Origin of the sequence: Halobellus clavatus, from assembly GCF_900107195.1 — an archaeon.
GTDB lineage: Archaea > Halobacteriota > Halobacteria > Halobacteriales > Haloferacaceae > Haloquadratum > Haloquadratum clavatum.
The window spans coordinates 632,040-658,532 of the sequence record NZ_FNPB01000001.1 but is presented as its reverse complement, the minus strand read 5'-3'; the positions used below and the strand labels follow the sequence as shown (position 1 = coordinate 658,532).

At 67.8% G+C, this 26,493-nt stretch carries 25 protein-coding genes and 2 tRNA genes; 13 read left to right on the top strand and 14 right to left on the bottom strand.

Features of this window, described 5'->3' with window-relative positions:
* Positions 1-23 precede the first annotated feature (23 nt).
* On the top strand, positions 24-1,325 hold the full coding sequence (locus BLU74_RS03180; protein ID WP_089765064.1) for a dihydroorotase: 1,302 nt from the start codon (positions 24-26) through the stop codon (positions 1,323-1,325).
* A gap of 199 nt (positions 1,326-1,524) precedes the next feature.
* On the opposite strand, the gene BLU74_RS03175 is transcribed toward BLU74_RS03180, so the two are convergent.
* Entirely contained in the window at positions 1,525-2,295 is a 771-nt protein-coding gene (locus BLU74_RS03175) for a carbon-nitrogen family hydrolase (RefSeq protein WP_089765062.1), read from the bottom strand.
* A 128-nt stretch (positions 2,296-2,423) separates the two neighbouring features.
* Here BLU74_RS03175 and BLU74_RS03170 point away from each other — a divergent pair, with 128 nt between their 5' ends.
* On the top strand, positions 2,424-3,851 hold the full coding sequence (locus BLU74_RS03170) for an FAD-dependent oxidoreductase (protein WP_089765060.1): 1,428 nt from the start codon (positions 2,424-2,426) through the stop codon (positions 3,849-3,851).
* 64 nt (positions 3,852-3,915) lie between these two features.
* Here BLU74_RS03170 and BLU74_RS03165 read toward each other — a convergent pair.
* Positions 3,916-3,989: transfer RNA gene (locus BLU74_RS03165), tRNA-Lys, on the bottom strand.
* 156 nt (positions 3,990-4,145) lie between these two features.
* Between BLU74_RS03165 and BLU74_RS03160 the strand changes: the two genes are divergently transcribed.
* Positions 4,146-6,425 (top strand): PAS domain S-box protein, encoded by a 2,280-nt coding sequence (locus BLU74_RS03160; RefSeq protein ID WP_089765058.1) that lies wholly within the window; start codon positions 4,146-4,148, stop codon positions 6,423-6,425.
* 31 nt (positions 6,426-6,456) lie between these two features.
* Here BLU74_RS03160 and BLU74_RS03155 read toward each other — a convergent pair whose 3' ends face one another.
* The 3 genes from BLU74_RS03155 to BLU74_RS18780 all read right to left on the bottom strand — a co-directional run bounded on the left by BLU74_RS03155 (position 6,457) and on the right by BLU74_RS18780 (position 7,601).
* Positions 6,457-7,149, bottom strand: a complete 693-nt coding sequence (locus BLU74_RS03155) for a DUF7119 family protein (protein ID WP_089765056.1) — start codon at positions 7,147-7,149, stop codon at positions 6,457-6,459.
* Positions 7,150-7,275: 126 nt separating this feature from the next.
* Complete coding sequence (locus BLU74_RS18785; RefSeq protein ID WP_175454517.1) at positions 7,276-7,443, bottom strand: hypothetical protein; 168 nt, start codon at positions 7,441-7,443, stop codon at positions 7,276-7,278.
* Positions 7,440-7,601 (bottom strand): hypothetical protein, encoded by a 162-nt coding sequence (locus BLU74_RS18780; protein WP_175454550.1) that lies wholly within the window; start codon positions 7,599-7,601, stop codon positions 7,440-7,442. The genes BLU74_RS18785 and BLU74_RS18780 overlap by 4 nt, the downstream gene beginning before the upstream one ends.
* Positions 7,602-7,818: 217 nt before the next feature.
* Between BLU74_RS18780 and BLU74_RS03150 the strand changes: the two genes are divergently transcribed.
* From BLU74_RS03150 to BLU74_RS03135, 4 genes are all read left to right on the top strand, one after another.
* Positions 7,819-8,130, top strand: coding sequence for a DUF8134 family protein (locus tag BLU74_RS03150; RefSeq protein WP_089765054.1), 312 nt, complete (start codon positions 7,819-7,821; stop codon positions 8,128-8,130).
* A gap of 99 nt (positions 8,131-8,229) precedes the next feature.
* Positions 8,230-9,978, top strand: coding sequence for a nitrite/sulfite reductase (locus tag BLU74_RS03145; protein WP_089765052.1), 1,749 nt, complete (start codon positions 8,230-8,232; stop codon positions 9,976-9,978).
* Positions 9,979-10,059: 81 nt separating this feature from the next.
* Complete coding sequence (locus BLU74_RS03140) at positions 10,060-10,356, top strand: DUF6360 family protein (protein ID WP_089765048.1); 297 nt, start codon at positions 10,060-10,062, stop codon at positions 10,354-10,356.
* A 339-nt stretch (positions 10,357-10,695) separates the two neighbouring features.
* Complete coding sequence (locus tag BLU74_RS03135; RefSeq protein ID WP_245705710.1) at positions 10,696-11,094, top strand: SHOCT domain-containing protein; 399 nt, start codon at positions 10,696-10,698, stop codon at positions 11,092-11,094.
* Positions 11,095-11,131: 37 nt separating this feature from the next.
* Here BLU74_RS03135 and BLU74_RS03130 read toward each other — a convergent pair whose 3' ends face one another.
* Entirely contained in the window at positions 11,132-11,329 is a 198-nt protein-coding gene (locus BLU74_RS03130) for a heavy-metal-associated domain-containing protein (RefSeq protein ID WP_089765046.1), read from the bottom strand.
* Between the two features lie 127 nt (positions 11,330-11,456).
* Here BLU74_RS03130 and BLU74_RS03125 point away from each other — a divergent pair, with 127 nt between their 5' ends.
* The 3 genes from BLU74_RS03125 to BLU74_RS03115 all read left to right on the top strand — a co-directional run bounded on the left by BLU74_RS03125 (position 11,457) and on the right by BLU74_RS03115 (position 15,885).
* Positions 11,457-12,050, top strand: a complete 594-nt coding sequence (locus BLU74_RS03125; RefSeq protein WP_089765280.1) for an AsnC family transcriptional regulator — start codon at positions 11,457-11,459, stop codon at positions 12,048-12,050.
* Positions 12,051-12,164: 114 nt separating this feature from the next.
* Positions 12,165-14,894: a heavy metal translocating P-type ATPase gene (locus tag BLU74_RS03120; RefSeq protein ID WP_089765045.1), complete on the top strand. Its 2,730-nt coding sequence runs from the start codon at positions 12,165-12,167 to the stop codon at positions 14,892-14,894.
* An 85-nt stretch (positions 14,895-14,979) separates the two neighbouring features.
* Positions 14,980-15,885 (top strand): acyltransferase, encoded by a 906-nt coding sequence (locus BLU74_RS03115; RefSeq protein ID WP_089765043.1) that lies wholly within the window; start codon positions 14,980-14,982, stop codon positions 15,883-15,885.
* A gap of 21 nt (positions 15,886-15,906) precedes the next feature.
* Here the strand turns inward: BLU74_RS03115 and BLU74_RS03110 are convergent, their stop codons facing one another.
* Positions 15,907-17,019: an ATP-binding protein gene (locus tag BLU74_RS03110; RefSeq protein ID WP_089765041.1), complete on the bottom strand. Its 1,113-nt coding sequence runs from the start codon at positions 17,017-17,019 to the stop codon at positions 15,907-15,909.
* 274 nt (positions 17,020-17,293) lie between these two features.
* Positions 17,294-17,364: transfer RNA gene (locus BLU74_RS03105), tRNA-Gly, on the bottom strand.
* A gap of 459 nt (positions 17,365-17,823) precedes the next feature.
* On the opposite strand from BLU74_RS03105, the gene BLU74_RS03100 reads away from it, so the two are divergent.
* Positions 17,824-18,198, top strand: a complete 375-nt coding sequence (locus BLU74_RS03100; RefSeq protein WP_089765039.1) for a DUF5658 family protein — start codon at positions 17,824-17,826, stop codon at positions 18,196-18,198.
* A 19-nt stretch (positions 18,199-18,217) separates the two neighbouring features.
* Here BLU74_RS03100 and panB read toward each other — a convergent pair whose 3' ends face one another.
* Both panB and BLU74_RS03090 read right to left on the bottom strand, forming a co-directional pair.
* Entirely contained in the window at positions 18,218-19,015 is a 798-nt protein-coding gene (gene panB, locus BLU74_RS03095; RefSeq protein WP_089765037.1) for a 3-methyl-2-oxobutanoate hydroxymethyltransferase, read from the bottom strand.
* Positions 19,016-19,095: 80 nt separating this feature from the next.
* Complete coding sequence (locus BLU74_RS03090; protein WP_089765035.1) at positions 19,096-20,022, bottom strand: ketopantoate reductase family protein; 927 nt, start codon at positions 20,020-20,022, stop codon at positions 19,096-19,098.
* Between the two features lie 135 nt (positions 20,023-20,157).
* On the opposite strand from BLU74_RS03090, the gene BLU74_RS03085 reads away from it, so the two are divergent.
* Positions 20,158-20,991, top strand: coding sequence for an NAD+ synthase (locus BLU74_RS03085; protein ID WP_089765032.1), 834 nt, complete (start codon positions 20,158-20,160; stop codon positions 20,989-20,991).
* A gap of 105 nt (positions 20,992-21,096) precedes the next feature.
* Positions 21,097-21,342: a DUF7533 family protein gene (locus BLU74_RS03080; protein WP_089765030.1), complete on the top strand. Its 246-nt coding sequence runs from the start codon at positions 21,097-21,099 to the stop codon at positions 21,340-21,342.
* 41 nt (positions 21,343-21,383) lie between these two features.
* On the opposite strand, the gene BLU74_RS03075 is transcribed toward BLU74_RS03080, so the two are convergent.
* From BLU74_RS03075 to BLU74_RS03060, 4 genes are all read right to left on the bottom strand, one after another.
* Positions 21,384-22,610, bottom strand: coding sequence for a M24 family metallopeptidase (locus tag BLU74_RS03075; RefSeq protein ID WP_089765028.1), 1,227 nt, complete (start codon positions 22,608-22,610; stop codon positions 21,384-21,386).
* A gap of 3 nt (positions 22,611-22,613) precedes the next feature.
* A complete protein-coding gene (locus BLU74_RS03070) occupies positions 22,614-24,470 on the bottom strand; it encodes a UvrD-helicase domain-containing protein (RefSeq protein WP_089765026.1) in 1,857 nt (618 codons plus the stop codon).
* Positions 24,471-24,558: 88 nt separating this feature from the next.
* The gene (locus BLU74_RS03065) at positions 24,559-24,741 is read right to left on the bottom strand and encodes an HVO_0416 family zinc finger protein (protein WP_089765023.1); all 183 of its coding nucleotides are present in this window, start codon (positions 24,739-24,741) and stop codon (positions 24,559-24,561) included.
* An 88-nt stretch (positions 24,742-24,829) separates the two neighbouring features.
* Positions 24,830-26,401: a carboxypeptidase M32 gene (locus BLU74_RS03060; protein WP_089765021.1), complete on the bottom strand. Its 1,572-nt coding sequence runs from the start codon at positions 26,399-26,401 to the stop codon at positions 24,830-24,832.
* Between the last annotated feature and the right edge of the window lie 92 nt (positions 26,402-26,493).

Sequence of the window (26,493 nt, the reverse complement as noted above, 5' to 3'; positions counted from 1 at the left end):
TCAGCCGCGGGCGACGCCCGCGTATGTCGACACTCTTTCGCGACGCGCGGCTCGCCGACGGGCGGGTCCGCGACGTCCGGACCGCTTCCGGCCGGATCGCCAGCGTGGCCGAATCGGTCGCTACCGACCCGCAGGACCGCGTCATCGACGCGGACGAACGGCTCCTGTTACCCGGTGCGATCGACGCGCACGTCCACTTTCGCGAACCCGGACACGACGAGAAGGAAACCTGGACGACCGGCTCGCGGAGCGCCGTCGCCGGGGGCGTGACCACCGTCGTCGACCAGCCGAACACGACGCCGCCGACGGTCACCGGCGACGCCTTCGACGAGAAGGCCTCGCTGGCGGCCGCGTCGTCCGTCGATTACGGGATCAACGGCGGCGTCACCCCCGACTGGGATCCCGCGTCGCTGTTCGACCGGCCGCTGTTCGCGCTCGGTGAGGTCTTCCTCGCCGATTCGACCGGCGATATGGGGATCGACGCGTCGCTCTTCGCCGACGCGGTGGAGCGCGCGGCCGACGCCGACGTCGTCGTCACTGTCCACGCCGAGGACGCCGAGCTGTTCGACGAGTCGGCCCGCGAGCGTGACGCCGGCGGTACCGGCCACGACGCCGACGCCGACGTCTGGAGCCAGTACCGCGCTGCCGAGGCCGAAGCGGCGGCGGTCGAGCGCGCGGTCGACGTCGGCGCAGACGCCGGGGCTGATATCCACATCGCGCACACGAGCACGCCCGAGGGTGTGGACGCCGCGGTCGCGGGGGGTGCGACCTGCGAGGCGACGCCGCACCACCTGTTTCTCTCGCGCGAGGATGCGACCGACCTGGGGACGTACGGCCGGATGAACCCCCCGCTCCGGAGTGAGGAGCGCCGCTCGGACCTGTGGCAGCGGCTCGTCGCGGGCGACATCGACATCGTCGCGACCGATCACGCGCCCCACACGCGCGAGCAGAAGGACGCTGGGCTCTGGGACGCGCCGAGCGGCGTCCCGGGCGTCGAGACGATGCTCCCGCTGCTCTTAGCGCGCGCTAAACAGGGGGAAATCTCCTACGAGCGCGTCCGCGACGTCACCGCTGCGAACGTCGCCTCCATCTTCGACCTTCCGCGGAAAGGCCGGATTCGGGAAGGCTACGACGCCGACCTCGTGCTGGTCGATCCCGACGACAGCCGCGAGATCCGCGGCGACGATCTGCACTCGAAGTGCGGGTGGACGCCGTTCGAGGGGTACGACGGCGTCTTCCCGGACCTGACGCTCCGGGGTGGTGACGTCGTCTACGACGGTGAGGCCGTCGTCGGCGACCCGGCCGGTGAGAACGTGCGGGCGTAACACGCTGACGTCGTGGTGGGGATCGACCCCCTGGACTTCCACTGCAGATCGGTCGGCAGGGCTCAGTGAGGGCGAACAGCCGGCACCCGTACTCCTGTTTTCCCCGCGCCGACGTGCCGGACGACCGCGATCCGACGCGGGACTCGCGTTAGGTCACGGCGGTCCTGGCCCCGCCTTCGTATATAAGGACTCACCTCGCTCAGAGCTGTCTGTCCTCGAGCACCGGGAACGTCGCTCTCGCGTCTCGCACTTCCCCGAGATCGACTTCCGCCCGCGCGGTTCCGGGATTCCGACCGGCGTTGGCCCGCTCGACGCCCCAGGGATCGATCACGACGCTCTCCCCGGCGAGGTCGACGCCGCCGACCGAGCCAGCGAGGTTCGCGGCGACGAGGATCGACTGGTTCTCGACCGACCGGGTCCGAGCGAAGAGGTGCCAGTGATCGAGCCGTTCGAGCGGCCACGCGGACGTGACGAGCAGCACCTCGACGCCGTCGTCGACGAGCGATCGATAGAGCGCTGGGAAGCGGAGGTCGTAGCAGGTCGTCAGCCCGACCGTCCCAAGTTCAGTCTCGACGACGCAGGGATCGGTCCCGGCCGTGAGCCGGCGCGCCTCCTCGGACTCGTAGCCGAAGAGGTGCATCTTCCGGTAGGTCGCGAGCAGGTCCCCGTCGGGGCCGAAGAACAGGGACGTGTTGTACCGTTCGTCACCGTCCCGTTCGAGGATGCTCCCGCCGTGGAGGTGGATCGACAGGTCGTCGGCGAGCGCGCTCAGTCGGTCCGTCGTCGGTCCCGGGACCGGTTCGGCGGCGTCGCCGTAAGCGTCGAACGCGAAGTATCCGACCGGCCATAGTTCCGGCAACACGACCAACGCCGCCCCCGCGTCGGCAGCGTCTCGGATCCGCGAGACGGCCCGATCGAGGTTCTCCTTCGGGGCGTTCTCCGCCGGCAGTTGCACGGCCGCGACGTCCATACCGCCACTCGTGTCGCGTCCCGCTAAAATCATCCGCCGGGAGGTCGGCACTGCTGGCGGACTGCGCCCGTGCGCGACCGATGCCGTCCGGCGAAAGGTATCTACCCCAGGCCGCCGCAGGGACCGATATGTCAGCTCCGTTCGTCGTCGTCGGTGGTGACGCGGCCGGCCTCTCGGCCGCGAGCAAGTGCCGTCGAACCGATCCCGACCGCGACGTCGTCGTCTTCGAGAAGGGCCAGTGGATCTCCTACGCACACTGCGGGACGCCCTACTTCGTGAAGGGCCAAGTCGACCGCCTCGAGGACCTGCTCTCGCTCTCACCCGCGGCGGTGGCGGAACGCGGCATCGACCTGCGCCGGGGCCACGAGGTCGTCGGCGTCGATACCGACTCACAGACGGTCTCCGTCCGAGCGGACGGCGAGACCTTTGAACAACCGTACAACGACCTCCTGATCGCCACGGGTGCCCGCGCGGTCGACGACCCGATCGAGGGGTCGTCGCTCGACCGGGTGTTCACGCTTCACGGACTCGATCACGCGGCGGCGATCCGGGCGTTTCTCACCCCGCCCGAGGAGTTCGCTGTCGCCGATCTCGGCGGCGGCGACGCGCTCGCTGCGGACGTGGTCGAGCGATACGGCGCGATGTCACCGCCGGAGCGGGTCGCAGTCGTCGGCGCCGGCTACGTCGGCGTCGAGATGGCCGAGGCGTTCGACGCCTGGGACGTGGACGTCCACCTCTTCCAGCGCTCCGAACGCCCGGTTCCGGGCTTCGGCGACGCCGTCGGCGACGCGGTCATCGCAGCGCTCGACGACGCGGGCGTCACGACCCACCTCGGCGAGGAGGTCGTCCGGCTCCGTGGCGGGGCCGGAGCCGTCGATACGGTTGTCTGTGACTCGGGCTCGACACTCGACGTCGACGCCGTACTCGTCGGGATCGGCATCCGCCCGAACGTGGCACTGATCGAGGACACGCCGATCGAACGCGGCGGGTCGGGGGCGATCGCCACCGACGCCTTCGGCCGCACTTCGGTCGACGACGTGTACGCCGCCGGCGACGTCGCGGAGATGCCCCACACCGTCACGGGCGAGGCGACCTGGGATCCCCTCGGACTGCCGGCGAACCGCGCCGGCCGGGCGATCGGCGCGACGGTGGCCGGGGATCCACAGCCCGTCGGCAGCGTCGCCGGTACGGCGATGGTCAAGGCGTTCGATCTCGAGTGCGGCCGGACCGGAATTCTGGACCACGACCGGGCCCGAGCGGCCGGCTTCGATCCGGTCTCGGAGACGATCACCGCCGGGTCGCGGTCGGGCTACTACCCTGACGCGGCCGAGACGACAGTCACCCTCGTCGCCGACCGCGCCACGGGCCGACTCCTCGGCGGTAGCATCGCCGGGACCGACCGAGCGGCCGTCCGCATCGACACCGTCGCGACGGCGCTCGGCGGTGAACTGACCGTCGGCGAACTCGAACGGCAGGACCTCGGCTACGCACCACCGTTTAGCCCGGTCTGGGATCCCGTGCTCGTCGCGGCGAAGGTGCTCAACGGGTCGCTCTGAGTCTCCGATTCAACTCCCGTCGGGTAGATAGTCGCCGCTCGCGATAGTGCTCGCGGCGAGAAGACGGGCCGGACGCGATTTGAACGCGCGACCGTCTGGTTAAAAGCCAGACGCTCTGCCGAACTGAGCTACCGGCCCTCACCGAGGCGTAACTACCGCCTGCTCATAAGGGTTTGCTCTTCGCGTGTGCCGGTCTGGCGACAAGAAGAACACATATTCATTCTTCGGGCGACGACACGAGACAACGTGTTCGGTGAGAACGATCCAGGAGCGTCCACTGGTGATACCAATGCGATGAATTCTCGCGCCCCGAGAGACGACGGCTCGACGACTCTGCAGACGATCCTCGTTCGCGGCGACGAGGCGCTCGCGTCGGCCGTCCGCGACGCGCTCGCGGATCGATCCCGGACCATCGACGTGGTCGTGACCGGCGACTCCTCGCCGCCCTCCCGTCCCCGACCCGACTGCGTCGTTTCCCGAAGCCGTCCTCAGTGCGGCGGATCAGCGATCACTGAGGCCGCCGTCGGTTCGGCCGCAGGCGACGGCGGTACGGAGGACGCGTCGACCGATCGGTTGACGCCGGTCGTGCTCTACCCGGAGCGTCCCGCCGACGACCTGGCGCGCCAGGCCGCGAACGACGCGACCGTCCGATACGTTCCGGAATCGATCGACACCGACGATCACGGCCTCCTCGCGGACGCCATCGACGCGTCTCTGTCCGCGACACCCGCAGACAGCGACCGGGACCGGGACGCGGCCGGTCGTGACTTGCTCGAGGCCACTGCCGAACTCGCCGACGTGGGTGGCTGGGCGTTCGACGCCCGCACCGAGACGCTCACGTGGACGGCCGAGACCTACCGACTGCACGGCATCGACCGATCGTTCGAACCGACGCTCGAACAGGCGATCGAGTGCTATCACCCTGCGGATCGCGCGGCGGTCCGGACCGACATCGAGGCCGCACTCGAGGGCGAACGGTTCGACTCGACGTACCGACTCGTCCGCGCGGACGGCGAGATGCGGCAGGTCCGGTCGAGAGGACGGCCGGTCGTCGCCGCCGGTGAGGTCGTCGGTGTCCGCGGCGCGTTCCAGGACGTCACCGATCGGAAGCGACCCGAGGCCGCCGCCCGGCGATTCAAGCGGGCGGTCGAGGCCGCCGGGCACGCGATCTTCATCACCGACCGGACGGGGACCATCGAGTACGTCAACCCCGCGTTCGAGGACGTGACCGGGTACGCCCCCGAGGAGGTGATCGGGGAGGATCCGTCCCTGCTCAAATCCGGCGAGATGGACCAGGCGTACTACGCGGACCTCTGGAGCACGATTCTCTCCGGCGAGGTGTGGTCCGAGCCGATCCTCAACGAGCGCAAATCCGGCGAGCACTACCACGCCTCCGAAACGATCGCCCCGATCACCGGCGACGATGGCACCGTCGAGGGGTTCGTCGCCATCCAGACCGACATCACCGAGCAGGTCCACACCCGCGAGCGACTGGAGACATTCAGAGAGATCGCGAATCGACTGGAGGACCCGATTATGCTGCAGGACTGCGACGGGAACTTCGAGGTCGTCAACGACGCCGTCGTCGAGTACGCCGGCCTCCCGCGCTCGGACCTCATCGGTGACGACGAGTTCGCGTTTATGGATCCGACGACCGCGCGTGCGGTCGACGACCGCAAGCGGGAGGTCCTCGAATCCGAACGGTCGATCGACTACGAGATCACTCCCACGTTCCCGACGAAAGGCCAGCGATCGTTCGTCACGACGCGGTACCCGCTCTACGACGAGGACGACGAGATCGACGGGATGGTCGCCATCTGTCGCGACATCACCGACCGGGCCGAGCGCGAGCACCAACTTCGGGTGCTCGACCGCATCCTGCGACACAACCTCTACAACAAGATGAACCTCATCTTGGGGCACGCCGAACTGCTCGAAGATCGCACCAGCGGCGAGGCGCGCCACTCGGCACAGCAGATCCGTTCGGCCGGGGCTGACCTCGTCGAACTCGCCGACAAGGAGCGTCGAATCGTCGATCTCCTCACGGACGAGACGGAGTGTCAGGACCTCTCGCTGCAGTCAGTGGTCGAAGACGTCGTCGCGGATCTCGAAGCCGAGTACCCGGACCGTGAGGTCGCTGTCGAGTGCTCGGAGCCGTTCGTGGTCAGCGCGATCCCGGAGATCCGCGACGCGATCGCGGAGCTCGTCGAGAACGCCTTCATCCACGCGGGCGACGACGTCGACGTGACCGTCCGCGTCGGTCGCGAGGACGACCGGGTCGTCGTGACCGTCTCCGACACCGGCTCGGGAATCCCCGAGATGGAACAGCGGGCGGCACAGGGTCCCGGCGACATCACGCCGCTGTTCCACGGCTCGGGACTGGGGCTCCAGTTCGTCTACCACGTGGCGAAGCGGTCCAACGGCTCGGTCCGCTTCGAGTCGCCCGGCGGCGTCGACGCTGCTGCCGGTGACGACGGCGACACTGTTGACGCGGCCGACGACGCTGCTGCCGCTACCGGCGGCGTCGTCTCTCTCTCGCTGCCGACGGCCGACTCCGGCGACGACCCGGCGTGACCGACTCGGCTCCCCCGCGTCGACGAACCCACTACTCGGGCGTAACGGATTCCTCGTCGAAGTACGTCCGCAGGGCCTCCGAGACCATCTCACCGGGCTCTCTGTTCTCGATCGAGGCCCGCCGTCGAAGCTCGCGGTAGACGTCGATCGGGAGCGAGAGTTCGAGCTGTCCCAGTTCGATGCCGCGGGCGGCGAGCGCCTCCGCAGCGCTGGTGTCGCCGTCGATCTCGCTGGCGATCCGCCGCACCTGCCGCACGGTGAGATCAGCGTCGACGACCGCCCACGCGAGGTCGAAGCGGTCGACTCCCGAGACGCGCGCGATGTGCTTCGCAGCCGTCGGCGCGATATCACCGCGCGCGACGTGCCGGCGGATCGCTTGCGGGAGGTCGTGGACGCGGGCCCACTTCCGGACGAACGACACCGAGACGTCGCCGCCGGCGCGCTTGACCGCCTCCTTGTAGGAACCGACTCCCCTGACGAGCGCGGCACACGCTGCGGCCCCGCGGAGCATGTAGACGTTGTCCGCGGCGCCGACGGTGTTCTGTGAGAATGCGAGTACCGTCTCGGCCGCCTCGGCGACGCTCTCGGGGTCCTCAGGGTCGAACCCGACGGCCTCTTTCGCCCGCTCACCGGTGACGGCGGGGTCGGCACGGACGACCGGCCGGCCGACCGGCTCTTCGCGATCGGCTGGCAGGCGTCGGTCTGTGTCGGCGTCGTCGGGCATCGTCGAATCTACGTAGCGAGTCCGGAAGTAAAAGGCTCCCTCCGTCGAGTGGCCGGGGCGAGCGTTGTCAGTTCGTTGGTCGATCCGGCGCGAGCGGTGGAACGCTCGTCTCGACCGGCACCCGCGTCACTCGTCGCGTCCGTCAGAGAGGTGCTCCCAGATCTCAGTGCAGCCGGCGCCGTCCGCCAGGTCGTCGAGGTGGCTCGTCTCGGCCTCCTCGTCGGCGCTGTCCTCGGCGTCGGTGCTCGGGTCGCTATCGCTCGCGTCGTCGTCGAATTCCATCTTTTGGCTCATTGGCGACTGCTCGCATCGCGGGCCGACTCGCTGTCGGTTGCATCGGGATCGGCGTCGGTCTGTGCTGTCGCGTAGAGTTCCGGGGCGACGTCGGCCGGGGCGTGTTGCCGCGCCCCCGCCGTCGCCGTTCGGTCAGCGATCGGGACTGAGTCGGTCATCAAATACCCATACGGAGTCAACCCGCATAAGGGCCGCCTCAGGCGTAAATCGAACCACTACTCCCGGATACCGGAAGGGAGTTCCGGCATCTCCGACGCGCTTTCGGAGGCAAAATCGACTGACTGCAGGTAGATTTACCCCGATCCCGGTGTCAGCGAACGCGTCGCAGTTTGTGACCGCCGTCAGAGACGGGACCGTGGGGCCCCTATCGGGGATGTGACCACTCGACTTCGGATCCTCGACGACGGCGCGTGGCTCTCTGTCGACGACACGCGGCGGGTGAGCGTGAGCGAACTCTGGCGGCTTGACAGCACGGAATTCTGCGACTGCGACCTGGCTGATCTGGTCGTCGAGAACTTCCAAGCGGTCGGTGTCGACGGTCCGATCGTCGAGGTTCGTGTCTACGGCCAGTGCATCACCTGCGGCACGAAGTCGACGACCGGGTGGATCCCCGTGGGCCGGATCGTCGACGGCGAATTCACCGATCTGGAACGCGAGAGCGTCCTCTCCGCCCACTCCGAAGGGTGATCGCGGGGAAGGAGCAACAATCTCCGGGAGGCGGGAGCAGCGGGAAGGGTTGACGCCAGGCGTTCCTCTTTGAAGGTGGGGGTGTTGTAGACGATAACGATGCCAACGGACGTCGAAAACTGGAAATCCGAGGTCTACGGAAACGAAATACGCGAACACCTCTTCCGCTTCGCCGAGGAGGGCTTCGAGACCATCCCCGACGACGAGCGGGACGCCTGGTTCGAGCGCTTCAAGTGGTGGGGACTGTACCACCAGCGGAACGGACAGGAAGGCTACTTCATGATGCGGATCGGGACGCCGAACGGCGTGCTCGAACCCGGACAGCTGCGCGTCGTCGGCGAGATCGCCGACGAGTACGCCCGCGGGCCGGGCACGAACCCGATCTTCGGCGAGTCCTACGCCGACTTTACGACGCGGCAGTCGATCCAACTCCACTGGATCCAACTCTCGGACGTCCCGGCCGTCTTCGAGAAACTGGAGGCGAACGGGCTCTCGACCCAGCAGGCGTGTGGCGACTCCTGGCGGAACATCGTCGGGAACCCCGTCGCGGGCAAGGACGGACAGGAGGTCATCGACGCCTGGCCCGTCATCCGCGACCTCAACGAGACGTTCAAGGGCAACGACGACCACTCGAACCTCCCGCGAAAGTGGAAGGTCTCCGTCACGGGATCGGCCGACGGTTCCGGCCAAGGCGACATCAACGACCTCGCCTTCGAGCCAGCATACAAGGAGATCGACGGCGAGGACGAAGTCGGCTTCAACGTCCGCGTCGGCGGCGGCCTCGCGCGTAACGAGCCCCGACTGGCCCGCGACATCGACGTCTGGGTCTCTCCGGATCAGGTCTCCGACGTCGCCGGCGGTCTCTCGGCGCTCTTCCGCGATAACGGTGACCGCGAGGACCGCTACAACGCCCGGATCAAGTTCCTCGTCGACGAGTGGGGCCCCGAACAGGTCCGCGAGACGCTTCAGGAGGAGTACGTCGACTTCGAGCTCCGCACCGCCGGCCGCGACGTTCGCGAGGAGTACACCTACAACACTGGCGAGGGCGAGCGAAACGACCTCATCGGCGTCCACAAGCAGAAGGACGGCACGAACTTCGTCGGGCTGAACGTCCTCGTGGGACGGATGGGTGCCGACGACGTGCTGGAACTGGCCGACCTCGCCGAGGAGTACGGCTCCGGTGAGGTCCGCCTCTCGCAGCGCCAGAACGTCATCGTCACCGACGTCCCCGACGAGGAACTCGACGACTTCCTCGCGGAGGACCTCCTCGAACACTACTCGCCGGATCCGTCACCGTTTATGCGCGGCTCGATCGCCTGTACGGGCACGGAGTTCTGTTCGCTCTCGATCGTCGAGACGAAGAACCGGCAGGTGCGGTTCGCGCGCTGGCTGAAACAGCACGTCGACCTCCCCGACGACGTCGACGAGTTCCACATCCACCTCTCGGGCTGTACGGCCTCGTGCGCGCAGCCGCAGATCGCCGACGTGAGTCTCCGCGGTATGAAGACACGCAAGAACGGCGAGGCGGTCGAGGCCCTCGACGTCGGTCTCGGAGGCGGCCTCGGCGACGAGCCGCAGTTCGCCCGCTGGGTCACCCAGCGCGTCCCCGTCGACGAGGTGCCGGGTGCGATCGCGAACCTGATCGAGTCGTTCGCCGCGGAGCGCAACGAGGGCGAGTCCTTCCGCGCGTTCGTCGACCGCCACGACGACGAGGAACTCGACGCGTTCGTCGAACCCGAAGAGACGGACTACGAAGACCCGATGATGCACAACACGAAGATGACCTGGTACCCGTACGCCGAAGACGACGGGATGGACGCCAGCCCGCCGACGCCGGCTGACGACTGAGCCGGTCGCGCTCGCTCGGCGACCCGCCGCACCCGACGTCCGGAGCGGTACCGACTTGCCGCTCGACCGCGTTACGCCACTATGCCAAACCGCCTGCTCAGAGTCAACGCCTACACGACACTCGATCTCGTCGACGCCGCCGCCCGCGGCCACGACTTCGAAGACGAAGCCGTCGCGGTGCTGAACGTCACGTCGCCGCGCGAGAACCCCGATCACGTGCAGTTCCAACTGGAACTCGACAACAGCCAACTGGAGTCGATACCCGCCCACGCAGACGAGGTGACGCTCTCGCCGGAGGAGGCCCGGACGATCGCCGACGCGCTCGACTCACACGCCGACAAGGTCGAGGCGCATCTCGACGGCGCAGACGACGAGTAACCCCGCCCGGTTCGGGCCGCGCTGCTCGTCTCACTGCCGCTCGAAGCCGTCGCCCCCGGTCTTCGTCGCGCGCGCTGTCCATCCCGTCGAGACAGCGTCGAGAACCGGGGGCGACCTGAGTGACCCCGCGATGGACCCCGAAAACACCGCTGAGGCGGGATCGGTCTCCTGGAGCGACCTCGCCCCCGAGAGCAAGCGGCCGCTTCTGACGCCTGTTCAGGAGGAATCGTCGCAGCGACCCAGCACTTTCGAATCAAACGATCCGGCGCGCAGAAACTCACGGTATCGAAGTGGAAATGGAAGTAAGTGAGGGCCCCGTTTCTTCTAGTGGTGAGTCCGATGCAACAACAGTACTCCTCGCGTTGGGTCGTCGGTGGCCTCGTCGCACTCGGTGCGCTGGTCCTGTTTGCCCCACTCCTGCTCGGTGCAGGTGGCGGCACGATGGCCTGGGGCGGGATGACGAGCGGGACCGGCGGGATGGTGGGGCCGATGCACAGCATCCCGATGATGGACGGCACGATGAGCCGGACGGGCACGGGTGGCTGGTGGCTCCTGCTCGCCGCACTGTGGCGCGTCCTGGTCCTCGGGGTGATCGTCGGGGGTGGCTACCTCCTCTATCGCGCACTCAGCACTGACGGCGTGGCGGCGGGCGCGACTGACCCGGCTCAGGAGTTACGGGACGCGTACGCGCGCGGTGACCGCTCCGACGAGGAGTACGAGCGCCTCGAAGACGAGTGACCTGCGCTCCGCCAGCCCGGTTGGCGTCGCTGTCCCGCTACACAGACGCGTCGTAGCCCGCGTCGTCGACGGCCGTGAGCAGGTCCTCGAGGGCGGCCCCGCCCTCGATGGTCGCCGATTCGGTCCCGCGATCGGCCGGCGCGGACTCGACGCCCGGCACCGACGCCAGGGCGTCTTCGACGGTCTGCTCGCAGTGTCCGCAACTCATTCCTTCGACGGTGATCGTCTGCGTCATCGTTTCGATAGACGGGCCGCTCTCTTTGGCCGACTTTCGTTTCCAAGATGAGGATCTCGCGCTGAAACGCTTTGGAAACGAAAGCGATATGGGAAAATTCCTTCCGAGTACGGACCGTCCGGCCGGTATGGCCTCTCTCGACGAGACGGACGTACAGATCCTCGAACTCCTGGTGGAAAACGGCCGCCGCCCGTTCAGCGACATCGCAGAGCGCGTCGACCTCTCGCCGCCGGCGGTCTCAGACCGGGTCGAACGGTTGCGCGAATCCGGCGTCATCCGGCGTTTCACCGTCGACGTCGACCGCTCACAACTCCGTGCGGGCGTGCCCGTGCTCGTGACGCTCGACGTCCCGTCCGACGCCGTCGACGCCGTCCGCGAGGACGTCGTCGCCGCCGAACCGACAGAGCACGTCTTCGTCACCGCCGAGGGTGACGTCGTCTTCCACGCGCGACTGCGCGCCGACGCCGTCCGCGAGCAACTCGACGGACTGGTGGACCTCTCGCGGATCGACGACTACGCGGTGACCGTCGTCGGCGACGTTGAGTGGAGCCCCGCCGTCGGCGGCGCGGAGTTCGCGCTCTCGTGTGCGGAGTGCGGCAACACCGTCACGAGCGAAGGCCGCAGCGAGCGGTTCGACGGCGAGCAGTACCACTTCTGTTGCCCATCGTGTCTGGCGCAGTTCCGCGACCGCTACGAGCAGTTCGAGGCGGGCGCGGATTGAACACGGCTGAACGAAAATCGCGATCGGCTTTCGATTCGAAGGTTTCGATCCGGACTGACCCGAACTCTCGAAAGCGCAATCGCAGTAAGAGAGGGACCCGTATCTAGACATAAGATGAGTACCCGAACGATCACCCTCGACGTCAGGGGAATGTCCTGTGCGAACTGCTCTCAGACGGTGCAGGGCGCGCTGACGGACCTCGACGGCGTCGACGACGCGTCGGTGAACGTCGCGACCGACGAGGCGACGGTGACGTACGACCCCGAGGTGGTGTCGCTCGGGGCCGTCTACGAGGCGATCTCGGCGGCCGGGTACGACCCGGTCTCGGAGACGGTCTCGATCGGCATCACCGATATGACCTGTGCGAACTGCGCGCAGACGAACCAGACGGCGCTGGAGTCGACGCCCGGCGTCGTCAGCGCCGACGTGAACTTCGCGACCGACGAGGCGCAGGTGACGTACGCCCCCGGTGAGATCTCGATGGAGGACCTCTACGACGCCATCGAGGCGGCCGGCTACGCGCCCGTCCGCCAGTCCAGCGACGCGGGCGGCGACGGTGCGGCGGCGGACGGCGATGCGGACGCCCGCGACGCGGCCCGCAACGCCGAGATCCGCCGACAGAAGCGTCTGACGCTGTTCGGGGCCGTACTCTCGCTCCCGCTCGTCGGGCTGCTCGCCATCCACCTCTTCGCTCCCAGCCTGGTCCCCGAGACCATCCCCGGCACTGGCCTCCCCTTCGGCTGGGTCGCGTTCGCGCTCGCGACGCCCGTCCAGGTCGTCCTCGGACGCGAGTTCTACGAGAACAGTTACACGGCGCTCGTCCGGAACCGCACGGCCAATATGGACGTGTTGATCGCGCTCGGATCGACGACGGCGTACGCGTACTCCGTGATTGCGCTCGTCGGGATCCTCCCGAACGCGGGGCTGTACTTCGACACGGCCGCGCTGATCCTCGTCTTCATCACGCTCGGGAACTACCTCGAGGCGCGCTCGAAAGGCCAGGCTTCCGAGGCGCTCCGCTCACTGCTCGAGATGGAGGCCGACACGGCCACACTCATAGACGCGGACGGCGAGGAACGCGAGGTGCCCCTCGACACGGTCGAGGTCGGCGACCGGATGAAGGTCCGGCCGGGCGAGAAGATCCCGACCGACGGCGTGGTCGTCGACGGCGAGAGCGCGGTCGACGAGTCGATGGTGACCGGCGAGTCCGTCCCCGTCTCGAAGGAGTCGGGCGACGAGGTCGTGGGCTCGACCGTGAATCAGAACGGCGTGCTCGTGGTCGAGGCGACGAAAGTCGGCGCCGACACCGCGATCCAGCAGATCGTCCAGACGGTCAAGGAGGCCCAGTCGCGACAGCCCGAGATCCAGAACGTCGCCGACCGGATCTCGGCGTACTTCGTGCCCGCAGTCATCGTGAACGCGCTCTTCTGGGCCGCGGTCTGGGCGCTCTTCCCCGAGGCGCTCGCGGGCTTCGTCGACGCGCTCCCGCTGTGGGGCGTCGTGGCCGGCGGGCCGGCGGTCGCCGGCGGCACCGTCTCCACGTTCGAGTTCTCTGTGCTCGTCTTCGCTTCCGCCGTCCTGATCGCCTGTCCCTGTGCGCTCGGTCTGGCGACGCCGGCAGCGACGATGGTCGGCACCTCGATCGGCGCACAGCACGGGGTCCTGTTCAAGGGCGGCGACATCTTAGAGCGCGTCCGCGACGTCGACACCGTCGTCTTCGACAAGACGGGGACGCTGACCAAGGGCGAGATGTCGCTGACGGACGTGGTCGCGCTCGATGCGACCCCCGACGGCGGTCAGCTCCGCGATCCCGACGCGGCCGACGAGGAGCCCGACGACACGGAGACGGAACTCCTCCGGCTCGCCGCGGCCGCCGAACAGCACAGCGAGCACCCGCTGGCCCGTGCGATCGTGGCCGGAGCCGAGGAACGGGGTCTCGACATCCCCGAGGCGACGGACTTCGAGAACGCGCCCGGGCGGGGCGTTCGCGCTACGGTGGCGGGAGCGGCACCGGCCGCTGCGGAACGATCCAGCGGCGACGGAGCAGCGTCACGAGGCGAGGCGACCGTCCTGGTGGGCAACCGCCGGCTCCTCGACGAGGCCGGGATCGACCCGAGCCCCGCCGAAGCGGCGATGCAGCGGCTGGAATCCGAGGGGAAGACCGCGATGCTCGTCGGGCGGCTCTCGGACCCTGCGGCGAGCGGCGATGCGGACGCCGGGACGGACGCGACGGGCGAACTCTTAGGCGTCGTCGCCGACGCCGACACGGTCAAAGAGCGCGCGGCTGAGGCCGTAGCGGCCCTCCACGAGCGCGGCGTCGACGTGCACATGATCACCGGCGACAACGAACGGACCGCGCGTGCCGTCGCTTCCGACCTCGGGATCGACCCCGAGAACGTCCGCGCGGAGGTCCTGCCCGAGGCGAAGGCCGACGCGGTCGAGTCGATCCAGGACGGCGGCCGGAACGCGATGATGGTCGGTGACGGCGTCAACGACGCGCCGGCGCTGGCGGCCGCCTTCGTCGGGACCGCGATCGGCTCCGGCACCGACGTCGCGATCGAGGCCGCCGACGTGACGCTGATGCGCGACGAGCCGACCGACGTGGTGAAGGCCATCCGGATCTCGGCCGGGACGCTCTCGAAGATCAAGCAGAACCTCTTCTGGGCGCTCGGGTACAACACCGCGATGATTCCGCTGGCCTCGCTCGGCCTGCTCCAGCCGATTCTCGCGGCGGGCGCGATGGCGCTGTCGTCGGTATCGGTGCTGAGTAACAGCCTGCTCTTCCGCCGCTACACGCCCGATCACGACTACCGGCTGCTCGGCGTGCTGCGCGGCCGGGAGTAATCGGGGCACACATATTTCCGGCTCGGTCGGTCGATTCTTCCGCACAACCGAACGGATTTGCCCACTGAGTCCGAACCCAGCGTCGATGACAAAAGTCGACGTCTCCCTCCCTGCGGAGGCGCAATCGAACGTCGATGCGTTCATCGACGAAGTCGACGACCGACTCGCATCGGACGAGGACACCTGCCGGGTCGTCACCGAGACGCTCGTCGACCTCCACGGGGACCGCGAGGCGTACGAGCGCTGGCAGGCCGGCGAGGAACTCTCGCCCGCCGAGCGGGTCCGACTCCAGGGATACGATCCCTGTAACGCGACGCTCGAATCGGAGTACTACGCCGAAAAAGACGACGAGCGATTCCCCGAATCGAAGTATCTCCAGTGGCTCTGGCGGCAGTTCGACGCGACGCCGATGGCCGACAACGTCGGGTTCGCACTCCAGTTTCGGGCGATGCTCGCGAATCATCTCTTCGAGGACTGCGGCGACAACTGTCGGTTCTTCAAGGGGATCACGTTCACCTACGGCCACAACATCTCCGTCGGTGACAACGTCGTGATCCACGACGACGTCCACCTCGACGACCGGGGCAAACTCACGATCGGCGACCGCGCGTCGATCTCCGACGACGTCCACCTCTACAGTCACGATCACGACGTCGTCGATCAGACCGAAGTCGCGAACTACCACACGATCGTCGGGGAGGACGCCCGCGTCACGTACGACGCGATGGTCCGCGCCGGGTGTCGGATCGGCGAGAACGCCATCGTCGGTGCCCGCTCGGTCGTCCAGGGCGACGTCCCCGATCATCACATCGCCGCGGGTATTCCCGCGAAGAGCCTGAACGTGAAGAACGGCTGGGAGTCCGTCGCCGACCCCATCCAGGACCGCCTCACCACCCGTCAGGAGGAGCGCCGGATCGAGTACGACCTCCCCGCGGACCTCGACGATTTCGACGAGTTCGAACGGGAGTTGACGCCGCCGGATCGCTCCTAATCGGCGCGGTCACCGTCCGTCTCACACGCTGCCGTCGTCGCCTGCCTGCCACGCCTCCTGACTCCCGGCGGCGTCCGACCGCGGGAGTCGCACCACGAACGTCGTGCCGGTGGAGTCGTTGTCCTCGATCCGGATGTCCCCACCGTACCCTTCGATCAGCGTCCGCACGAGCGAGAGCCCACCGCCGCCGTCTCCGTCCTCTGACGGCTCGAAGAGCGTCTCCTTCTGTGCGTCGGGGATCCCCGGGCCGTTGTCGCTGATCCGCAACACGACGTCGTTCGGTTGCCGTTCGACGACGATCTCGATTTTCGGCTCGTCGGCGTCGTTGTGTTCGGCGGCGTTCTCGAGGAGGTTGTCCACGACCGACCGGAGGCCGGCGTTCGCCGTGACCGACGCCCGATCCGGGACGTCGGTGACGACCGAGACGTCGAACGCGTTCGTTACCTGTGCGGCCATCTCGCTGACCACGGCGGTCAGCTCGACCGGTTCGAGGTCGGGTTCGCCGATCAGCGTGTTCGTGATCGCTCGCGTGGTTTCGATGCGTGCGAGCGCCTCGCTGGATTTCTCGACGATGACTTTCGACGTCTCGCTTCGGCGGTCTCCGTCCCCGCTTTCGCCGTCGAGCAGTCCGGCGTGGCCGCGGATCACGTTCAGATCGTTGCGGAGGTCGTGTCGGATGAGGCTGTTGACGAACGACAGCGCGTCGGTGACCGTCTGTGCCCGACGGGCGTCCATCCGCGCTCGGACGTTGTAGTATCCGGCGATCGCTCCGGCCAGCGCTCCCGCTTCGGCCGCGATCAACAGCGGGAAGACCGGTTCGGCGAGCGTCCGGCCCTCGACGAGTCGGATCAGGTAGGTCGCCCCGATCACCGCGACAAACAGGGCGCTCCCGCCGAGACACCAGGCGAGAATCAGTCGGTGGTCCCGCCCGGAAAATCCGCGTCCGGAGAGCCAGTATCCGAGATACGCGAGCCCGAGTGCCGGAACCCCATCGAGTACGACTGCGGCGAGCGGGCCGTTCACGCTTCCGACGACCGCCAGTTCCCGACCGTGGTGGACGAGCGCCGTGATGAACAGCGCCGCCCCGAACCCGACGATGAGCCACGGGTGCGGATGCCGGAGGCTTCGATCCATACTCACACGTTACGGCTGCCTGTGATGAGTGCTTTGACACCGATATCGCACGGACCTTCTACGTGGGTACGTCAGCGTGTGACTACAGCGCGTGCGCCGGCCGGGAGTCCCGCGAGCGAACACCGCGGTCGAAGGGACGTCGGCCGGGAGCCGATCGGAGGGAGTGCGCCGGCCGGGAATTGCACCACGGTCGCGCCGCTGGCGTCGCTCCCGACGCTCCCTGATTCAATTCCCACCGCAGCGATTTCGCTGCTCACTTCGGTCGCAACAGCAATGCGCCGGCCGGGAATTGAACCCGGGCTAGTGGCTTGGGAAGCCACTGTCCTACCACTGGACCACCGGCGCTCGGGGCTGTCTCGCACTCGAAACAGAGCCACAGCCGAGACTTAAGGATGACGGAAGTCAGTGCACAGACGTCGTCTCCGACGGCTTCGGCGGGTACCCCTGACGAAGACTCATCGAGCGTCCTCGACCACGGCGGACGCGGACGATTCGGCCGCTGGGGAGGGGTCCGTTCCATCCTCGTCGTCACCATCGACTTGCATTCTGTGGACCGATCCTGCCTGGAAGGACGGTAAGACGACGAAACCTCCAATACGAGTGCCGCAGACGATTGCGTATCGTGCGTGCCGTGCGTCTTCACAGTCGGTTGCCGAACGGTTCGGAGAGCCCCGGTGAACGGGGTTCGATGCTCCCTCCAGTGGGCATCTATGACTCACTCCCGTGGTCAACCTCGCCGTTTCCGTTGATGCTTGACTCACACGCGAACCACGCTCGAACGATGCTCAACTGCCGATCAGACCGATGATCCCCCGCCTCACCGCGCTCTCCGAAACGTACGTTTCGCTCGACGACACTCCGTTCGACGCCAGGACGTTCACCAGGCTGTGGCTGCTCGCGCTGGCGACCTACGGCGTCGGCGACGTCGTCACGACGATCGCGCTCATCGAGTACAGCCCGACCGTCTCGGAGGCGAACGCGCTGATCCGACTCAGTATCGACCACCTCGGACTCCTGGGGCTCGTCCTCCTGAAGTACCTCGCGTTCGGGGTCGCGATCGGGATCTCGCTGCTCGGCGCGGCCGACGCCGACCGCTTCCTCTACTACCTCCCCCCGATCGTCCTGTCGCTCGCCGGTGCGTTCACGACTGTCTACAACGCCCGGCTGATGCTCGGATGAGCCCGGACGGTTTCTGCCCCTACAGATCGAGCCCCTCGCTGTGGCTGTGTTCTTCGGCGGGGAACGATCCCGACACCACGGCGTCGCGGTAGGCTTCGATCGCCTCGCGCATCTCCGTCCGAACGTCACCGAAGGCCGCCGCGAACGGCGGCACCGACGCCGAGAGCCCGACCGCGTCGTCGATGACGAGGACCTGGCCGTCGGTATCGGGGCCGGCCCCGATCCCGATGACGGGCATCTCGACCGCTTCGGTCACCGCTTTGCCGACTTCCCGCGGGACGTGTTCTAGCACGAGCGAGAACGCACCCGCCGCTTGGTGTGCCTCGGCGAGGTCGATGATTTCTGCGGCCCGCTCCTCGGTCGTCCCTTGGCGAGTGTACCCGCCGATGCCGTGGACGTGCTGGGGAGTCAACCCCAGGTGCGCCATCACGGGAATCCCCAGTTGCGTCAGCCGTTCGGTCAGGTCGACGGTGTGCGGCCCCGACTCGATCTTGACCGCTTGCGCGCCCGACTCTTTCAGCAGTCGGCCGGCGTTTTCGAGACTCTGTGCCGTCTCGACGCCGTAGGAGAGAAACGGCAGGTCAGTGACGACCAGCGTATCGTCGGTCGCGCGGGTCACGGCATCGGTCGCGCGGGCCACGTCGTCCATCGTGACCGGGAGCGTCGAGTCGTATCCGAGCGTCGCGTTCCCCAGGCTGTCGCCGACGAGGATCACGTCGATGTCGGCCGCCTCCACCAGTTCGGCCGTCGCGGCGTCGTAGGCGGTGAGTACCGTGATCGCCTCGTCTTGTTCCCGTATGCTCGCGACTGTGGTCATACGTGACGTATCTCTCAGCGGGGACTTCAATGGCTACGCTCCGGCGCTGTGTCTGCGTTCGCCCCCGACTCGACGGTCGGTTAGGCGTCGATCGCCCGCAGTCCCCGCTCGGCCTCCCAGGCGCGCAGCAGCGTCCACAGCGTCCGGTTCGTCGGGACGTCGATCCCGTGCTCCCGTGCGCGCTCGACCACGTAGCCGTTGATCACGTCGATCTCGGTCCGCCGCGCCGCCTGCACGTCGGCGTACATCGACGACTCGTTTTCGGCCGTCGCCGTGACGACTTCCCCGACCGCGTCAACGAGCGCCTCATCGCTCAGCGTGACGCCCTCAGCCCGGGCCGTCGCCCCGACCTCACGGGCGATCGGTTCGACGAGGTCGGTGCCAGGCTCGTCCCCGAGTGCGCCGTTCTCCACGCGAGCCAGCGCCGTCGTCGGGTTGATAGCGGCGTTCACGGCCAACTTCTCCCAGAGTCGCCGGCGGATTCCGGCCCCGTCCACCACGTCGACCTCCAACCCGGCCGCGGTCATCGCCGCGCCGACCGTCGCAGCGGTCTCGTCGTCACCACGCGGCGCCCAGGGCCCGACGGCGATCTCGCCGGCCCCGTTCCAGACGACCTCGCCGGAATCCGTCCGGACCGCGCCGTAACTGGTCGTCCCGCCCAGCACCGGACAGTCCAGATACCCGGCGAGCGTCTCCTCGTTTCCCATCCCGTTCTGGAGCGAACAGACCGCGTCGAACTCCCCCGTTCGGAGTTCCCGTGCGGCCGCCTCGGTGTCGTAGGCTTTCACCGTCACCAGCACGAGGTCCGCTGCCAGGTCGGTCCCGTCGGTCGTCGCCTGCGGTTCGACGGTGAACGACTCGATCCCCTCGACCCGGAGGCCGCGGCGACGGATCGCGGACACGTGGGGGCCCCGACCGACGAGCGTCACGTCGTGGTCCGGGACGCGTGCGAGGAGCGCACCGAGGAGGCTTCCGATGCTCCCCGCGCCGAAGACGACGATCTCCATACGGGAGCGTCCGCCCCGGATTCAAAAAGCCGTTCCGCAAGGGCTGCGTGCTCCCGGCCGCTCGGAAGTGTACGTACGTCCACAGATGTCCCGCAACGGGTGAGTATTAGTGTCCACAGCGGGTATACGTTACTGATGACCACGAATCAGGCGGTTCTGCGAGAGGACGCACCGCTCGACCTCCGGCTCTCGGACGCGGAACTCGAATCCACCACGGAGCACCTCACTGCGTTTCTCGAAGGCGTCGTCGACGACGCCGGTGCCGACGGTGCGGTACTCGGCCTCTCCGGCGGGATCGACAGTACGACCGTCGCGTACCTCGCAGTGGAAGCGCTCGGGGCCGAACACGTCCACGGCCTCGTGATGCCCAGCGTCGTGAACACCGAGGACAATATGAGCGACGCCGAGTGGGTCGCTCAGGAACTGGGCATCGAGTACGATGTCGTCGAGATCCAGCCCATCGCCGAGTCGTTCTTCGACGCGATCCCCGAGGCCGCGGACGATCGAACGGCCGCGGGCAACGTCTACGTCCGCACTCGTGCGGTACTGAACTACTTCGTCGCCAACTACGAGAACAAGGTCGTCCTCGGCACGGGCAACCGCTCGGAGGCGATGACGGGCTACTTCACGAAGTACGGCGACCAGGCGGTCGACTGTAACCCCATCGGCAACCTCTACAAACAGCAGGTCCGCCAGCTCGCGGCCCACCTCGGCGTCCCCGAGGAACTGGTGACGAAGACGCCCTCCGCGGAGATGTGGAGCGGCCAGACCGACGAGGAGGAGATGGGGCTCGATTACGACACCCTCGACGCGGTGCTCGCACTCCACATCGACGGCCCGCTGTCGACGGCCGCGACCGTCCGGCAACTCGACGTCACCGAGGCGCAGGTCGAGCGCGTCGTCGAACTGTACGAGGAGAGCGTACACAAGCGGTCGATGCCGCCGGCCCCGGAACCGCTCTACCGCTAAGTCTGCGCTCCGCCTGTCGTCGGTACCGCACTGCGAGACGCTTCTTTACCGGTCACCGACACCTCACCGCGAGGCTTTTCTCCGACGGTCGTCGATCTTCTCCAGATGCGACTCGGAATCCTCGGCACCCTCCAGTTGGCGGGCACGCTGATCTTCGCCGCGCCGGTCGGAATCTTCGGGATCTCCCGGTTGCTCGACGGGGAGACGCTTCTGGGGGTGGGCGCGGTGGCGATCGCTGCCGGGATGGTGTTGCTCCCGCAGTATCTCACCACGCCGGGCGACATCCCGGCGAAAGTGGGGGAACGCGTCGCCGGCGCGGTCGTCAAACAACCGGACGACGACGAGGACTGACACCGCAAGCCGCACGTACTGATCCGATCGGCTGCGCGGACTCACTCGGCCGGCCGCGGCGAGAACGACCACGTCGCCTCGCCCAGGCGGTCGATCCCGTCTTCCCTGACGGCGACCAGTCCGCCGAGGGCGACGCTCCCGTAGTCGGGGTCAGACACGCGCGGCGTGACCGCGACGACCGACCCCGGCTCGACCGTCTCGCCACCCGACCGCGGTCGTTCCCGCGGCGTGAGTCCCACGCCGTGAACGGCGTCTCCGGGGCCGGTGCCCTCTCCGCCCGGATCGAAGCCGAACGCGGTGACCTCGGCGTCGGCTTCGCGTCGCACCTCGCTGATGGTCACGCCGGGGGCGATCTCGCCGAGCGCGGCGTCGAGTGCCGACTCGACCGCGACGTAGGCGCGGCGCTCCCAGCCGCCGTCGCTGTCGACGACGAACGTCCGCGAGAGCGCACCGTGATAGCCGTGCGGCCCGTGCGGAGCCACGTCGATGCGGACCGGCTCGGCCACCCGAACGGCGGCGTCCGCGTCGCTCCTTCCGCCTCCAGGCACCTCTGGCTGTGCTGACGGTCCCGCAGTGACGACCGTGCGTCCGCCGGGCTGGACGCCCTGTCGGACGAGTTCCGCGTCGACTGCACGCCGCAGCCGTTCGGCGGTGAGCGCCCCGCCCTCCCAGCGGAGTTCGTCGTCCGCCGCCGAGGCGGCCGCGAGCACCGACGCCCCGCGCCGGACGGCTGCGACCGCCGCGTCCTGCACCGCACCGATCGCGCTGATCTCGCCGCCCGTCTTGGTCGCTCTCGCCTCCCTGACGGCGGCCGTCGACCGCAACTCGTAGCCCGCGCGTTCGAGATAGAGCGCGGCGTCGTGCGGGATCGTCGCGGGCGTCAGGACGACATCGGCCCCGTCCGGCCGCCGGTCGCTCGCCTCTTTGAGGACGGCGGCGGCTCGCTGCCCCGGTGGCTCCCCGGAACGAGCAGTCGCCACCCGTCCGTCGAACTGCCGGGCGGCGATGTCGGCCGCTCCGACCGGCGGACAGACCACTCGCTCGTTGACGAGACGAACGAACGCGGACGGCCGGTCCACGCCCGCGATCCCCGTCAGATATCTGAAATCCGCGTCGCTCCCGTCGCCGACCGCGACGAAGCCACGCGGCCGCTCCTCGTGGTCCTGGGGAGTATCGAGCAGTGCCGACAGAAACGCGTCGTCGACCGCAGGTCGCTCAGGGGCTGCCGCTCCGGCTGTCGGCCCCCCGGATGACGGGTCGCTCGGCACCGCTCAGGCGTCCGGTTCGGGCGCTGGGACCTCGCCCTCCTGTGCGGTGTCCAGCAGGGACTCGACGGACTCGTCGCGGATCTCGTTGTGCAGGAGGACGCTCACGGGGAGCGTCGGCGCGCCGCTGACGAGGTTCTCGAGGAGCACGAGTCGCTCTCGCGCCCGCGACATCCCGACGTAGAAGACCCGGCGCTCGTTGTCAGTGAGGATCGGGACGGGATCGGTGCTGGAGGTGAACTCCTCGACGCCGTCGACTTCCTCGTCCTCGACGGAGGCGGCCATCTGCTCGACGACCTTCTCGGTGAGATCGGTCGCCACGAAAACGTGGTCGGCCTCACGGCCCTTCGCGGAGTGAATCGTGCCGATCCGGACCCGGTTAGGGTCCATCCCCTGGTACTCGCCGTCGAAGTACGCCTCGACGGAGTTCCGCTGGAAGGAGGTGACCTTCCGGAGCATATCGCCCGCGGAGTCGACGTCGGGGGCGAACGGCGCGAACTCCGTGATCACGTCGGGATCGACCGTCATCTCGGTCAGGTCGTCGACGCCGGCCGCCTCTTTCAGTTCGTCGATGCGGTCGAACAGCCCGTCGCGGTCGTTCGTCCCGAACGCCGAGTCCTGCAGCATATCCGCGAGCCGTCGAGCCTGCAGGCCGGTCAACGGATCCTCGCTGTCGAGCGCTTCGATCCCGCGGACGTACTGCGTCAGCCGATCGGTCCACATCCGCTGGTCGGTCAGCGCCGAGAACGGCATCCCCAGCGGCAGGAACTCGTCGACGAACTGGAAGAGCTGATAGCGGGCGCGGAACAGCACCATAATCGTCTCGTCGTCCTCGCCCTGTTCGATGGTGTAGCGGACGTTCCGCGCGAGGTCCAGCATCGACGGCGAGTCGATCCCTTCGACGGTGCCGCCCTCTTTTCTGGGCCGCAGGTCCTTCTCCTGTCGCTTGTCGAGGTGGCGGATCTCCTGGTTGACGACGTTCAGCACCCGCGAGGGCAGCCGGTAGGAGTTCGGCAGCACCACGTCCTCGTCGCGGTCGGCGTCGAGCAGGAGGTTCGGATCCGCTCCCTGCCAGGCGTAGACGACCTGGTCGTCGTCGCCGGCGATGAGCACCCGCTCCATGTGCGGTTTCCACTCCTCGTAGACGCCGTACTGCAGCGTCGTGATGTCCTGGAACTCGTCGATGACGAGGTAGTCGACGTGGGGCACGAGCGACCGCTGGCTGACGCGCTCAAGCATATCCGCGAACCCGACGAGCCCGTGTTCGCCCTTGTAGGTCCGCCAGGCGCGGATGACCTCGGGCACGTCGATCCGGTCGTCGTCGGACGGCCACGTGGGGGTGTACTTGTTCCCCTCCTGGGCGTTGGGGTCGACCTCCGGCGGGAGGCGCACTTCTTCGACGTTCCACTGGAAGGGGACGTCGTACCAGTCGGCCACGTCGCGGCGGGTGCGCTGGAGCCACTGGCTCGTCGCGATAATCTTGTTCCCGATGGTCGTCGAGCGGGCGGTTCGCCGGCCCGCACCGCCGTACTCGTCTTCGAACTCGATGCCGTACTCCTCGCAGAACTCCTGCTTGTCGCTCTCGCCGACGACGTCGTTACGGGAGAGATCCAAGAGTTCGTACGCCTTCGCGTGCATCGTCGCGACGTTCCCCTTCAGCGCCCGCGGAGAGATGTCGAGGCGCTCTGCCAGTCGCTCGCGAACCTCTGCAGCGGCCGCTCGTGTGTACGACACGACGAGAATGTCGCGGATCGTGACGTCATCGCGCTCGAGGAGTTCGTCGACTCGATCGAGCAGCGCCGTCGTCTTCCCGCTCCCGGGGCCACCGAACAGTCGGGTGACCGTCGCGTCAGAGTTGCTCATTGGACCGTTACACGTCCTTGTGCCTGATAAACTACCTGTTTCGAAAATATCATCACGGAGGACAGTTCGCCGCCGGGGCGACTGCCGCTTACGCCCGCGGATCCCACCCGCAGACGCCGCAGTCGGTCGCCGCCGAATCGTGGAGTGCACCGCACTCCGGACACTGCTTCTTGTTATATGATGTCTCCCAGTCTACTGTCTCCACGTCGTGTCCGCGGTCGTCGAGGAACTGGTCGAACAGCGCGTCGTCGGAGCTCGGTGCTGAGGCCATACACGCTATGGTATGACTTACCAATACTTAGTTGTACTGCCGCGTTTCGCTCGGTGAGAACCGGAAGAAAACCGCTGGGAGGCGGCCGTTAGACCGAATCGAGGTCGTAGAGCGACCCGTACTTCTCGGTGACGTAGTCGGTGAACGCGTCGGCAGTGAACGACTCCCCGGTCGCCTGTTCGACGAGTTCGTTCGTCTCGTACCGCGCGCCGTGTCGGTGCACGTTCTCGGTCAGCCAGTCGTGCAGCGGGTCGAAGTCGCCCTCTCGGACCCCCGCTTCGAGCGCGTCGGCACCGATGTCGGCCTCGGCGGCGGCGTACAGTTGCGCGGCCATCGCGGAACCGAGCGAGTACGTCGGGAAGTACCCGAAGTTGCCGTGGCTCCAGTGGATATCCTGCAGACAGCCCTCAGCGTCGGTCTCCGGCCGGATGCCGAGGTACTCTTCGTACTTGTCGTTCCAGACGGCGGGCACCTCCTCGACGTCCATCTCGCCCGCGATCAGTGCGCGCTCGATCTCGAACCGGATGATGATGTGGAGGTGGTAGGTGAGCTCGTCGGCCTCGACGCGAATGAGGTTGTTCTCGTACACCTGGTTCGCGGCCTCGTAGGCCTCCCGCGGTGTCACGTCCGCCGCGTGGGGGAAGTGGTCGGTGAACGTCGGCAGCAGGTGCTCCCAGAACGCCGCCGAGCGACCGACGTGGTTCTCCCACAGCCGCGATTGGGACTCGTGGACCGAGAGGTCGCGGTCTTCGCCGAGCGGCGTCCCGTAGTGCTCGTCCGGAAGTCCGACGGTGTACGTCGCGTGCCCGAACTCGTGGACCGTCGAGAGCAGCGACCCGAGGGGGTCAGACTCGTCGAACCGAGTCGTCACGCGCGAGTCGAACGTCGTCCCCGCGGTGAACGGATGCGAGGAGGTGTCGAGGCGGCCACGGTCCCAGTCGTAGCCGAGCGTCGAGAGGACGTCGCGACAGAGCGCCTCCTGGTCGTCGGCGGGGTACGAACCGAGCGACGTGAACGCGTCCGTGGCGAGGTCGGCGTCGGCGTTCCGAATCTCCTCGATCATCGGGACCAGCGTCTCCCTGAGCGTTTCGAGGATCTGCTCCGCCCGTTCGAGCGAGAGGCACGGCTCGAACTCCTCGAACAGCACCTCGTAGGCGTCGCGGTCCGGATCGATGTGCTCGGCGTACTCGCGCTTGAGGTCGACGTGCTTCTGCAGGTAGGGCGCGAACGACTCGAAGTCGTCTTCGGCCTTCGCCTCCTCCCAGGCCGGAAGCGCCTCCGAGGACGTCGTCGAGATCTCCTCGATCAGTTCCCCGGGGACCGCCTCGGCGCGGTCGTACTGCCGCTGGATCTCCCGCACGACGGCCGCCTGCTCGGCCGGCAACTCGATCGCGTCGAGTTCGGCCAGCGCGTCGCCCACGGCGTCGTCGGTCAGCAACTCGTGAGACAGCGACGAGAGCGTCGAGAGCTGCTGTGAGCGGGCCGGCGTCCCGCCCTCGGGCATCATCACCTGCTGGTCCCACGAGAGCATCTCGCCCGCGCTGCGGACGTTCGCGATGCGGCGATACTCCCCGAGGAGCGACTCGTAGGCCTCGGGTGCGTCCTCACCGTCGTCGTCGGCCGCGGCGGGGCGGTCCGTGTCGGATGCGTCTGTCGACATTACCGAATCGTTGGGCGCGGGCCCGTATCAAGCCGACGCCTCCGGCGGCACACTGACCGAGGCGGCGAACCGGGTGGCGGTCGTGCCGCGCG